This window comes from Thermocrinis sp. (assembly GCF_036781485.1).
Taxonomy (GTDB): Bacteria; Aquificota; Aquificia; order Aquificales; family Aquificaceae; genus Thermocrinis.
On sequence record NZ_DAIQAX010000007.1, the window covers coordinates 44268 to 55049 of the forward strand.

The following is a 10782-nucleotide window of genomic DNA, read 5'->3' on the forward strand; positions in this document are numbered from 1 at the left end:
CACCCCCTACTTTTAACTCTAAGGATTCCTTTACCACTATGTCTGGTGGCACAAGTTCTACATCATCAAATAAACCTTTGAACCTTTGCTTTGATCAATTATACTCTTCTAAAAGCCTGTTATGGGCTATTATCTTTGCACCCAGCTGTTTATATGTTTTTGCGCCATACCAGTGGTCTGGATGGTAGTGGGTTATTTGAGTTTCATCTCAGGAGAAAAGGCAAAAGCCAAAGCCAAAAACAGTGCTAAAAATTTAAAAGTTCTAAACATTTGTCGCCACCTCTACGGAATTTTTAGTATAGAGCTTATTCAAGTTTTCGCTTCTTGTGTTTATCCAACTACCTTTGTAAAGATGGACCTTAAAGAGGGAGTTCTCAAGGGAAGTCATTCCTTCCAATTTCTTTATACCTACCTTTTCTTTTGGCAAAAGCTCTGAAAGGTTCATCAAAAATTGGCTTAAACTTCCACCCCAAGGCAAGAACTTTTTAGTCTTTACCTCTCCCATAAGGCTAAGATATGTGCCATCTTCTTCACCCATAAGAAACATAGGAACTCTAATAGATGCGTAAGAGGCAAGCCCATCAAAGAAAGGAGAAAAGACTATAAAGTGCTCTACCTTGTCTTTGAGACTTAATATCCTGTCCAGAGGATAAAGGTCTAAAACGTCTTCTCCAAAGATCAAAAGATCTGCTATGTTTCCCCTTTCAATCTCTTCAACCACCACATCTATGGGAGAGATCTCTTCAGAGGAAAAAGTCTTTAGAACACCTAAGAAATTTGCCTCCTTACACACCAACATCACATCCCAGCCCTTTTCTTCTTTAAACTTTCTTATTCTCTCACCCCAAAGCCTTGCCTCATCACCCACCAACCCTTCCAGATTTACCACCACTAAACCTTCACCTTCCAAAGAGCTCAGATCATCCAAGCTGATCTCTACAGGTCCTAACTTCGCGTCCCTTTCTACCCTGCCTATCTTATAAACTTTGCCCTTTATGTAATAAGACAGCACGGTGGCTGTAGATGTTAGGTCCTCTCCTATCAAAAGGAATTGATCGTATTCTTTTATCTTTTTCCACTCAAAGGGTTCGTAAGTTCCGTAAGATTCCAAGAAAGGGTAGAGATTTGCGCTTAAGGTTGATGTTATAATCGCACCGCACCTTTGGGCTATCTCTTTGATAGCCAACAGGCTCTCGTTGCTTAGGTAAGAAGACAGAATTATTGCGGTTTTTCCTTGATTTGTTCTAAGATAGGTGCTTATAAGCTGGGACATGTTTCCATAAGACTCTTCCTTTCCAAAGAGTTCTGGGCTTTTCAGACGGCTTTGGTTGAGTGCGTCATATCCAAAGAAAGCCTTTGCGCATATGTCTAAGCTATCTGTTGGTTTTGTTCTATAAACCTTTTCTGCTGACCTCCAATCTCCCACACCATACTCCACTTGGATCTGACAGCCAACCGAACAAAGATTGCATGCCGTCAGACCCTTTCTAAGTAGCCAGCTTCTTGTCCAATACTTAAAAGGTTTTGAGATGATAGCACCTACGGGACAAACATAGACACACAGCCCGCACATCTCACAGGTGGATGTGTCCATAGGTCTTACTGCTGGCGCTATGTTTGCCTGAAAGCCTCTCTCTTCCACATACAGAGCTTTTGCGGATACTACCTCATCACACGCTCTGGTGCATCTGTAGCAAACTACGCAACGGTTTGAGTAATACTCCAGAAAGTCGCTCTCCCAGTCCAGTTGATGCCTTTCTTTTTCAAGGGCAGAGACGGGCACTATCTGTTTTTGTGGTCCAAACAGAGCTCCGTAGTTCTGAAGATCACACTCTCCAGCCTTGTCGCATATTGGACAGTCTAAGGGATGTCTTGTCATAAAGGCTTGCAGTAGATACTTCTGATTTTGAACTACCAAAGGATGCTTGGTGGATATTACCATATCCTCTTCCACGGGCGTATTACAAGAAGTAATGAGCCTTCCAGTCTTCTCGTTATAAACTATGCACATCCTACAGGCACCTATTATCCTTAGCCTTGGATGATAGCAAAAGTAGGGAACTTGAATACCTGCATCCAGCAAAGCTTGAAGAAGCGGTTTGCCCTTTTCGGCTTTAATCTGTTTTCCATCTACAGTTATGCTGACTATGGATGCCATGGTCTGCCTCCTTATATACACTATAACATCTTCTCCCAAACTACTTGGTGCCCTCTTTTCATAAGCTCCTCTACAGCATGGAGGGCTGTTTCAAAGTCAAAAACCTTCCCGCCAAACCCTCTGGCAAACCTCTCTGCATCTTCCTTATTGCCAAAAGCTATAACGGAAGGAATGCAACAAGGCTTGGCAGAGGATCCTACCACATACCAAGCAGAAAAGCAATTTATAGGGTTTCCTGATATAAAATCCCGTGTCATACAAGATTGAATCTCTTTATCCTGAACATCATTATAGAGCAACAGCCCACAGTGGGCACAACAAGCAAAAGTAGCTTTACTTTTAAGTCTATACACAAATTCTAAACGTCTATCCAAGGTCTTCCCACAATAAGCGCATACTCCAGTTTCTTGGAATTGTTCTTCCTCAGATTTTAAAAGCAGCTCTCCATGTTTTCTGATTATCTTTCCCTCCCTCTCTAATTCCCTAACATCTCTGTATATGGTCATCAAAGAAACGTTAAAATATTCTGCCAGCGATTTTACCGTATTGTAGCCATTGGCTATAAGGTTTAATATCTGGTCCTTTCTGCTCATTTTTACCTTAAAAATTTAATATCTCTTTTAAAAATTTCTCAAGTCCTTTGCTTGCTTTTTCTCTTATTACTACGTCCGCTATTTCCGATATAGGCGTGTTGTTTGGATTTATTTCCACAACCTTTGCTCCATGTTGTTTTGCTATAAAAGGCAAGTATCCCGCTGGATAGACCACACCGGAGGTTCCTATTACTAAAAAAACGCTACAATTTTGAGAAAGTATAAAGCTTTTAGTTAGAGCATCCTCTGGAAGACCTTCTCCAAACCAAACGACTGCAGGTCTTAGCAATCCACCGCAGTACTTACATTTTGGTGGAATTTCTTTAAGTGGTGCTTCATAAAGCTCATACTCTTCTTTACAATTTGTGCACTTGACCCTCCAGATATTTCCGTGAAGTTCTATGACCTTTTTGGACCCCGCCTTTTGGTGTAGTCCATCCACGTTTTGAGTGATTATGAAGAAATTCTCCAATCTTCTTTCCAACTTAGCCAAAAGTAGATGAGCTTCATTAGGCTCTGCTTTGCTTATTATCTGCCTTCTCCAATCATACCACTCCCAAACAAGCTTAGGATTTTCGAAAAAAGCCTGCGGTGTGGCAAGCTCTTCTGGCTTAAACTGCTTCCAAAGTCCTCCTTCCCCTCTAAAGGTAGGGATCCCACTTTCTGCCGATATGCCCGCCCCTGTCAGGACAAGAATAAGCTCTTTCATTATTTAAAAAGTTAAGGCATATAGCAAAGGGGGTAACCCTTTTAGTTTAACCTTAGGCGTGTGTTAGAGGCTTTTTTTGCATTGTGTTGCGCAATATCAGAAACCATGGCAGAGAGGCTTAACCGGCTGGTATGTAAAAAATAATAAATAAGGTTTAAATATAATTAGTTAGGTATTGTCAAATTTTATTAGCATACTATATTAATATATGGAGGTCTAACATGAAGGACGTGAGAAAGTTTGGAGAGGAGCTTTTTCAAAAGGCTTACCGGTATCATATGATTGGAGAGTTGGATAAAGCTATAGAGCTTTACAAAAAATCAGCTGAAATCTACCCTACTGCCATTACCTACACCTTTATGGGTTGGGCCTATAGTATGAAGGGAGACTACGAAAAAGCTATAGAACTGTGTTTGAAAGCTATTGAACTAGACCCGGATTTTGGAAACCCATACAACGATATTGGCTCTTATCTTATAGCTCTTGGAAGGTATGACGACGCTATTCCTTGGTTGAAGAAAGCAATAGTTGCGAAAAACTACGAACCAAGGCATTATCCTCATATGAACCTTGCCCGTGTGTATTTGGCAAAGGGTATGTTCAAAGAAGCGCTGTGGGAGCTAGAAAACGCTATCAGAATAGCACCAAACTACAAACCAGCCCATATCCTAAAGCATCAGATAATTGCTATGTTAAATTGATTTAAAATATTTTTCCGGTGAGCCCTTTTCCAAGTAAAGGAATTACTCAAAATTCAAAAGAAGTTCAGGAAGGATGGATTTTTGTTGCCATTGAGGGCACATCCGTAGATGGTCATCAGTTTGTAAAGGAAGCTTTAGAAAAGGGAGCCTCTTTGGTTTATGTAGAGAAGGACGTAGGCATTCAGGATCCAAGAATAGTCAAAGTAGAGGACACACGCAAGGTTTTGGGAGAGCTTGCAAACGAATTTTTTAGAAAGCCTTCTCAAAACCTTAAGGTCATAGGTGTTACAGGCACCAACGGAAAGAGTACCACAACCCATTTGATAGAGTCTGTACTAAACAAAGGGGGAATACCCACAGGTTTGATGGGTACAATATATTACAGGTTTGGAAAAAAGGTGTATGAATACGAAGGAAGAACTACGCCAGACCCTGTAAAGTGGCACCAAACCCTCAGGCAGATGCTAAATGACGGGGCGAAGGCTGTAGTTTCGGAAATATCTTCCCACGCATTGGATCAAAAAAGAATATGGAGCACAAAGTTTTTTATCACTCTCTTTACTAACCTGTCTCAGGACCATCTTGACTACCACGGCACTATGGAAAACTACTTTAGAGCTAAGCTTAGGCTTTTTAAAGAATACGAGTGGGATTATGCCATAACCAATGCGGATGATCCTTACGGTCAAAGGGTCCTTGAAGAACTGCAGGGAAAAGCTTTGACTTACGGAAAAATGGGAGATCTGAAGATTTTAGATTTTGAAACTTCTTTGGAAGGCAGCAGGCTAAAATTGGAGTGGCAGGGAAAGACTTTTGAGTTTTTTTCAAATTTGAGGGGAGACTTTCAAGCTTACAACTTAAGTGCCAGTATTCTTGTAGGCTTCCTCTTTGGTTTGGAAAGGGATGCTATACAGGAGGGTGTTAGAAATGTTTTGGTGCCCGGCAGGTTTGAAACTTTTTCCAAAGACGGAAAATTGGCAATCGTGGATTATGCCCACACGCCAGACGCTTTAGAAAAAGTACTCATCACAGCCAGAAAGCTCACCAAGGGTAAGCTGTGGGTGGTGTTTGGTGCAGGTGGAAACAGGGACAAGACTAAAAGACCTTTGATGGGCTCGGTGGCGGAGAGGTGGGCAGATATGGTGGTTATCACTTCTGACAATCCACGATGGGAAGAACCAGAAGACATAATAGATGATATACTAAAAGGAATAAAGAATTTGGATAAGGTCATTGTTCAAAAGGATAGAAGGGAAGCAATAAAGCTTGCATTGCAGAATGCAAAGGAAGGGGATGTGGTCCTTATTGCAGGAAAAGGTCATGAGGATTATCAAGAAATAAAGGGTGTGAAGCATCCTTTTAGAGATCAAAATGTTATAAAGGAGGTCTTTAATGTGCGACCTTGAGAACCTCTACTACCACCTTAAGGATGAGCTTTTGAGAATCTACAAGGAAGCGGAGACGCCTTTTCCCAAGATAAAAATAACAAACTTGCAATCTGCAAGGCTTTGCGGTCTTGCCAATTTAGCAAAGATTATTCTATATCTGGAAAGGGACGGATATGTGCAGGTAGAAAACAAAGAGCAAGCTTTTCAAGAATGGGAAGTGCAGATAGAAGCTTCCATCCTTGACTTTATGCTTGGCTCGTGATGTATGAAGAAAAATCTATAAAGAAACTACCAAAGGACCTAAGACCAAGGGAGAAGCTAAGCAGGCTTGGGGCAGAAGTTTTGTCGGAAGAGGAGCTTGTTGCGATAATCTTAGGGTCTGGTAGCAAGGGGGAGGATGTGATGAGTTTGGCTAAAAGGGTAGTTGGGGTTGGATGGAACAAGATAAACTCTATGAGCGTAGAACAGCTGACAAAGGAAATAAAAGGTTTAGGTTTTGCCAAAGCTTGTCAGCTAAAGGCGGTTATAGAATTGTCAAAGAGAATAAATGATCCATACTCAGGATTTAAAATATCATCACCACAAGAGGCTTACAGGTTTGTAAAAGAAAAGGTCCCATTGGACGAAAGGAGAGAGCATCTAATAGCTCTTTATCTTACACCCACAAACAAGGTGATAGACTTTGAGATAGTAGCCATCGGTAGGATGAACTCTTTGTATGCAGAACCTAAGGACATTCTCTATGGAGCCATAAAAAACGGATGCAGTTCAATAATAATATTTCACAACCATCCCAAAGGGGAGGCTAAGCCCTCAAAGGAAGACATAGAATTTACCCGAAGGCTAAAACAGGCGTGCCAGCTTTTAGGTTTTGATCTACTCGATCACATCATCCTCACCAGAGACGACTATTACTCCATGAAAGCTAATGGGCACCTTTGAGCTTACTCCTCACAGACTGATACTTCTCTCTTACATATTGGTTATACTCGTAGGCTCCCTTTTTCTCTCTCTTCCTATCTCCACATACAAAGACATAAGCTTTTTAGATGCACTCTTTACTGCCACTTCTGCTACTACTATAACAGGATTGGTGGTGGTTGATACTCCTTCCACCTTTACTCCCTTTGGTCAGCTCGTGATCCTTATGCTAATCCAAATAGGTGGTCTCGGATACATGGGATTTACCACCTACTTTTTGATATTGCTAAGAAGAAGGCTGAGCTTAAGGGACAGGCTACTTTTGGCAGAGTCCATGAACTATCCCGGCATGCACGGACTGGTAAGGTTTATAAAAAGGCTTGTTCCTATAGTTTTTCTAATAGAGCTTACAGGAGCTTTTTTTCTTTTCTTTCTTTTCCTTAGGGACTTTTCAAACCCGCTGAGTGCTCTATGGCAGGGGATCTTTCATTCAGTTTCTGCCTTCAACAACGCTGGCTTTAGCATACTCCCAGAGGGTTTGGGACCATATAGGGGAAACATACTGGTAAACTTCATTTTTTCAGTGCTTATTGTTTTGGGAGGTCTTGGCTTTTACGTAATCCAAGAGCTAATGCTTTACTACAGGGGACAGGTTCTCAGGCTATCCACTCATACCAAGATCGTGCTAACCTTTAGCGGCTTTTTGCTCCTTTTAGGATTTATCCTGCTTTTGCTGGAGACCATCCGATGGAACGAGCTTAGTCTAAAGGAAAGAATACTGGTGGCCTTTTTCCACAGCGTTTCTGCAAGGACTGCGGGCTTTAATACTGTGGACCTTAGGGAGTTTTCCGAAGGCAGTCTTTTCTGGATCATAGTGCTTATGTTCATAGGTACCGGTCCAGGTGGCACAGGGGGTGGAATAAAAATAACCACTGCGGTAGTGATCCTTTTGGTGGTGCATAGCTACCTGAGCGGTAGAAATCAGGTGGTTATATTTGGAAGGAGCGTTACCGAAGCTACAGTCCAAAGGGCAATAACCATATTTACTCTCTCCTTTGCATACACTACCTTTGTTGCCTTATTATTAACCAAGTTGGAAGGAACATCCTTGCTTCCCACGTTGTTTGAAACAGTTTCTGCTTTCTCTCCAGTAGGTCTTTCTATGGGAAACTCTCAAGGGCTTAGCTTCTGCGCAGATTTTTCTCCAATCGGGAAGATGATAATTATAATTACTATGCTGATGGGAAGGGTAGGAATACTGAGCTTTATGCTCGCCATCTACGGCAAAGGTAGAGAGAGCAGAGTAAAACCTCCTGAGGCAAGAATATTGCTATGAAAAGAGTAAAGGATAAAATCTTTGGGGTCATAGGACTTGGAAGGTTTGGTCACCACGTGGCTAAGACCTTAGCTCAAGGTGGGGCGGAGGTTATAGCCTGCGATTCAGATGAGGAAAAGGTTCGGCAGATAGCAGACCTTGTATCTATGGCCTTTGTCCTTGATGCTACCGATGAAAAAGCTCTAAAGGAATCCGGCATAGTCAATGCAGATACGGTTGTAGTGAGCATAGGAGAAAACATAGAGGCAAGTATTCTCATAGTGGTTCAACTGAAAGAGTTGGGAGTAAAAGAGGTTATCGCCAAAGCGGCTAACCCGATGCACGGCAAAATCTTAGAAAGGCTCGGAGTGGACAGGGTGATCTATCCAGAAAGAGATATGGCTATAAGACTTGCTCATTCTCTACTGATCGGAGAATTCATAGAAGAGATACCCATTGGGGAAAAGTATAGTATCTTCGAGATCAAAGCCTTTGAGTTCATGCAAGGAAAATCTCTGAAGGAGTTAGACCTAAGAAAACGCTTTGAAATTAGCGTGTTGGCCATAAAGAGGGGAGAGGCTATGTTGGTTAATCCTTCAGGCGATGAGCGTATATTGCCAGGGGATATCCTGGTTGTCCTTGGAACCACTGCAAAGTTAAGCGAGCTTTCTAAATGAGAAAATTCCTAAGGCTCTTGGGGATCTCTCAGTCAGAGTGCATCCACTGCCAAAGTCCAGCTATGGGGGATCTCTTCCTTTGCAAGGAGTGCATCCAGGATATAAAACCTTTCCACCCGATTGAATACACACCCATACCCTATGTCTTTTCCTACAGAGTTTTTGGAAAATACGAAGGTGTGCTAAAGAGCATTTTGCAACAGATAAAGTTTTCTAACAATCCCTTTTTAGCAAGATGGCTGGGAGAAGCTATAAAGGACCATCTTTGGGAATTTATAGAGCAGACAAACCCAGACATAATAACCTTTCCTGAGTTAAACCTCAGAAGATTTTGGACCAGAGGTTTCAATCAAATAGAAGAGATCCTAAAAGGTGCGGGGGTACCTTATCAGCGGGTTTTTAAAAGAGTTGGCTTTGACCCCCCTATGGCAAGACTGGATAAGAAAAAAAGGATTAAAGCATCCCAAACTCACACATTGAGAGAAGAGTGGATAGAAGTCCTTGAAGGCAAAAAGGTTCTGATCGTGGATGACGTGCTAACCACTGGAGGGACAATATCCCGTCTTTGTGAGCTTTTGCTCTCTGTAGGAGCAGAGCAAACACACGCCTTTTTTCTTACAAAAGAGTTCTAAACTGTTTGTCTGAATTTTTGAAGGGCTCTTTTTATACCTCTTACAGCCTGTCTTATCCTGTTTTCGTTTTCTACCAACGCAAATCTTACGTAGCCTTCTCCGTATTCACCAAAACCTATGCCCGGAGAAATAGCCACCTTTGCTTCCTTTAGCAGAAAGAGAGAGAAATCAAGGGAGTTCATACCAACCCATTCAGGTATGCGAGCCCAAACGAACATAGAGGCCTTGGGTTTTTGCACTTCCCAACCAATTCTGTTTAGCCCTTCCACCAACACATCCCGCCTCTTTTGATAAACATCTCTGTTTTTTTCCACTATTTCGTAAGGGCTTTCTAAAGCTATTATTGACGCTACCTGTATGGGTGTAAAAACTCCATAATCAAGGTAGCTTTTAAGATGAGCTAAGTTTTTTATGAGTATTTCGTTTCCTAAAACAAAGGCTACCCTCCAACCTGCCATAGAAAAGCCCTTAGACATTGAATAAATCTCCACAGCTACATCAGTTGCCCCTTCTACCTGCAGTATGCTTGGAGGTTCGTATCCATCAAAGCCTAAATCTGCATAGGCAAAATCGTGGATTATCCATATGCCCTCCTTTTTTGCAAAGCCGACCACTTCTTTGAAAAAGTCAAGACTTACGCACAAAGTGGTAGGATTGTGGGGAAAGCTAAGAACCAACGCTTTGGGTTTTCTGTAAGAAGACTTAACAGTATCGTAAATTTTTTTCAGAAAGCTTTCCTCAAAGTCTTCTTCTTCATCTGGGATGATAGGTATGGACAGAGCGTCCGCACCAGCTATTATAGGTGCATAGTAGTGTATGGGATAAGTTGGGTTGGAAACTATGATTGAATCTCCGGGCTCCACAATGGCCAGTATGAGGTGCGAATATCCTTCCTTTGCACCTATGGTCATTATGGCTTGGGTTTCTGGGTCTAACTCAACCCCATACCTCCTTTTGTAGAAATCACATATAGCCTTTCTCAATCTTGGGATTCCCTTTGATGCGGAGTATCCGTGCACGTTGTCCCTTCTTGCCACCTCGCAGAGCTTCTCTATTATGTGCGGAGCGGGTGGAAGGTCTGGATTTCCCATTCCCAAATCCACTATGTCCTCTCCTTCCCTCCTGAGCTTATACTTTAGATCATTGACCATAGCAAATACATACTTTGGAAGCTTTTTAACCCTTGGAAACATCCACTCTTCAGTCATGTTCCCTTTCCTCTTCTAATTCCTTGCAGTTTATGCACATGGTGGTTACAGGTCTTGCCAACAACCTTTCAAAAGGTATGGGGGCACCACAACTTTCACATATTCCATAGCTACCCATATCTATTTTATACAGTGCATAGTCTATCTTCCTTAAAAGCTTAAGTTCTCTGGTTTTTATCCTTTGCAAACTTATGTATCTGCCAGTTTCTAAGTTAGCCCTGTCTATCTCGTCTCCACCCTCAAAGGTCACGTTGGATGGATCCTTTATCTGCTCTTGGGCAGAGCTTAGGACCTTATTCCTAAGCTCAAGGAGCGCTTCCTTTATCTGTGCAATCTGCTCTTCAGTTAAATGGTGCATAGGGATTAAATTATAACCGCAGGATTCGTATAGCAGTGGCAAATGTCCTTGGGCGGATAGGAGACATAGCGGTTCAGGCCCTTGGAAAACAAAAAGACCCCCGCGCAGTAAAGCCTCTTATT

12 protein-coding genes are annotated in these 10782 nt (G+C 42.1%); 7 read left to right on the plus strand and 5 right to left on the minus strand.

The features are described from left to right. Positions 1-262: 262 nt before the first annotated feature. The 3 genes from V7P40_RS05300 to V7P40_RS05310 are packed head-to-tail and all read right to left on the minus strand — an operon-like array spanning position 263 to position 3460. Positions 263-2158: a 2Fe-2S iron-sulfur cluster-binding protein gene (locus V7P40_RS05300; RefSeq protein ID WP_333784935.1), complete on the minus strand. Its 1896-nt coding sequence runs from the start codon at positions 2156-2158 to the stop codon at positions 263-265. 20 nt (positions 2159-2178) lie between these two features. Continuing rightward, entirely contained in the window at positions 2179-2751 is a 573-nt protein-coding gene (locus V7P40_RS05305) for a DeoR family transcriptional regulator (protein ID WP_333784936.1), read from the minus strand. A gap of 7 nt (positions 2752-2758) precedes the next feature. Further along, a complete protein-coding gene (locus V7P40_RS05310) occupies positions 2759-3460 on the minus strand; it encodes an NAD-dependent deacylase (protein ID WP_333784937.1) in 702 nt (233 codons plus the stop codon). 221 nt (positions 3461-3681) lie between these two features. Here V7P40_RS05310 and V7P40_RS05315 point away from each other — a divergent pair, with 221 nt between their 5' ends. The 7 genes from V7P40_RS05315 to V7P40_RS05345 are packed head-to-tail and all read left to right on the plus strand — an operon-like array spanning position 3682 to position 9094. Next, positions 3682-4161, plus strand: coding sequence for a tetratricopeptide repeat protein (locus V7P40_RS05315; RefSeq protein ID WP_333784938.1), 480 nt, complete (start codon positions 3682-3684; stop codon positions 4159-4161). Between the two features lie 17 nt (positions 4162-4178). Next, on the plus strand, positions 4179-5567 hold the full coding sequence (locus V7P40_RS05320) for a UDP-N-acetylmuramoyl-L-alanyl-D-glutamate--2,6-diaminopimelate ligase (protein ID WP_333784939.1): 1389 nt from the start codon (positions 4179-4181) through the stop codon (positions 5565-5567). Beyond that, on the plus strand, positions 5554-5811 hold the full coding sequence (locus V7P40_RS05325) for a hypothetical protein (RefSeq protein WP_333784940.1): 258 nt from the start codon (positions 5554-5556) through the stop codon (positions 5809-5811). Before V7P40_RS05320 ends, V7P40_RS05325 begins: the two co-directional genes overlap by 14 nt. Next, a complete protein-coding gene (gene radC, locus V7P40_RS05330; protein ID WP_333784941.1) occupies positions 5811-6491 on the plus strand; it encodes a DNA repair protein RadC in 681 nt (226 codons plus the stop codon). The genes V7P40_RS05325 and radC overlap by 1 nt, the downstream gene beginning before the upstream one ends. Then, the gene (locus tag V7P40_RS05335; RefSeq protein WP_333784942.1) at positions 6478-7806 is read left to right on the plus strand and encodes a TrkH family potassium uptake protein; all 1329 of its coding nucleotides are present in this window, start codon (positions 6478-6480) and stop codon (positions 7804-7806) included. The genes radC and V7P40_RS05335 overlap by 14 nt, the downstream gene beginning before the upstream one ends. Next, the gene (locus tag V7P40_RS05340; RefSeq protein WP_333784943.1) at positions 7803-8462 is read left to right on the plus strand and encodes a TrkA family potassium uptake protein; all 660 of its coding nucleotides are present in this window, start codon (positions 7803-7805) and stop codon (positions 8460-8462) included. Before V7P40_RS05335 ends, V7P40_RS05340 begins: the two co-directional genes overlap by 4 nt. Beyond that, entirely contained in the window at positions 8459-9094 is a 636-nt protein-coding gene (locus V7P40_RS05345) for a phosphoribosyltransferase family protein (protein WP_333784944.1), read from the plus strand. Before V7P40_RS05340 ends, V7P40_RS05345 begins: the two co-directional genes overlap by 4 nt. Here the strand turns inward: V7P40_RS05345 and V7P40_RS05350 are convergent. Next, positions 9091-10302 (minus strand): aminotransferase class I/II-fold pyridoxal phosphate-dependent enzyme, encoded by a 1212-nt coding sequence (locus V7P40_RS05350; protein WP_333784945.1) that lies wholly within the window; start codon positions 10300-10302, stop codon positions 9091-9093. The two genes, V7P40_RS05345 and V7P40_RS05350, sit on opposite strands and share 4 nt — an antisense overlap. Further along, the gene (locus tag V7P40_RS05355) at positions 10295-10660 is read right to left on the minus strand and encodes a TraR/DksA C4-type zinc finger protein (protein ID WP_333784946.1); all 366 of its coding nucleotides are present in this window, start codon (positions 10658-10660) and stop codon (positions 10295-10297) included. Before V7P40_RS05355 ends, V7P40_RS05350 begins: the two co-directional genes overlap by 8 nt. Between the last annotated feature and the right edge of the window lie 122 nt (positions 10661-10782).

Coding starts and splice junctions, on each gene's coding strand:
- V7P40_RS05305 (WP_333784936.1), bottom strand. CDS start 2,751: ATGAGCAGAAAGGACCAGATATTAAACCTTATAGCCAATGGCTACAAT.
- V7P40_RS05335 (WP_333784942.1), top strand. CDS start 6,478: ATGGGCACCTTTGAGCTTACTCCTCACAGACTGATACTTCTCTCTTAC.
- V7P40_RS05340 (WP_333784943.1), top strand. CDS start 7,803: ATGAAAAGAGTAAAGGATAAAATCTTTGGGGTCATAGGACTTGGAAGG.
- V7P40_RS05300 (WP_333784935.1), bottom strand. CDS start 2,158: ATGGCATCCATAGTCAGCATAACTGTAGATGGAAAACAGATTAAAGCC.
- V7P40_RS05345 (WP_333784944.1), top strand. CDS start 8,459: ATGAGAAAATTCCTAAGGCTCTTGGGGATCTCTCAGTCAGAGTGCATC.
- V7P40_RS05310 (WP_333784937.1), bottom strand. CDS start 3,460: ATGAAAGAGCTTATTCTTGTCCTGACAGGGGCGGGCATATCGGCAGAA.
- V7P40_RS05325 (WP_333784940.1), top strand. CDS start 5,554: ATGTGCGACCTTGAGAACCTCTACTACCACCTTAAGGATGAGCTTTTG.
- V7P40_RS05350 (WP_333784945.1), bottom strand. CDS start 10,302: ATGACTGAAGAGTGGATGTTTCCAAGGGTTAAAAAGCTTCCAAAGTAT.
- V7P40_RS05355 (WP_333784946.1), bottom strand. CDS start 10,660: ATGCACCATTTAACTGAAGAGCAGATTGCACAGATAAAGGAAGCGCTC.
- V7P40_RS05315 (WP_333784938.1), top strand. CDS start 3,682: ATGAAGGACGTGAGAAAGTTTGGAGAGGAGCTTTTTCAAAAGGCTTAC.
- radC (WP_333784941.1), top strand. CDS start 5,811: ATGTATGAAGAAAAATCTATAAAGAAACTACCAAAGGACCTAAGACCA.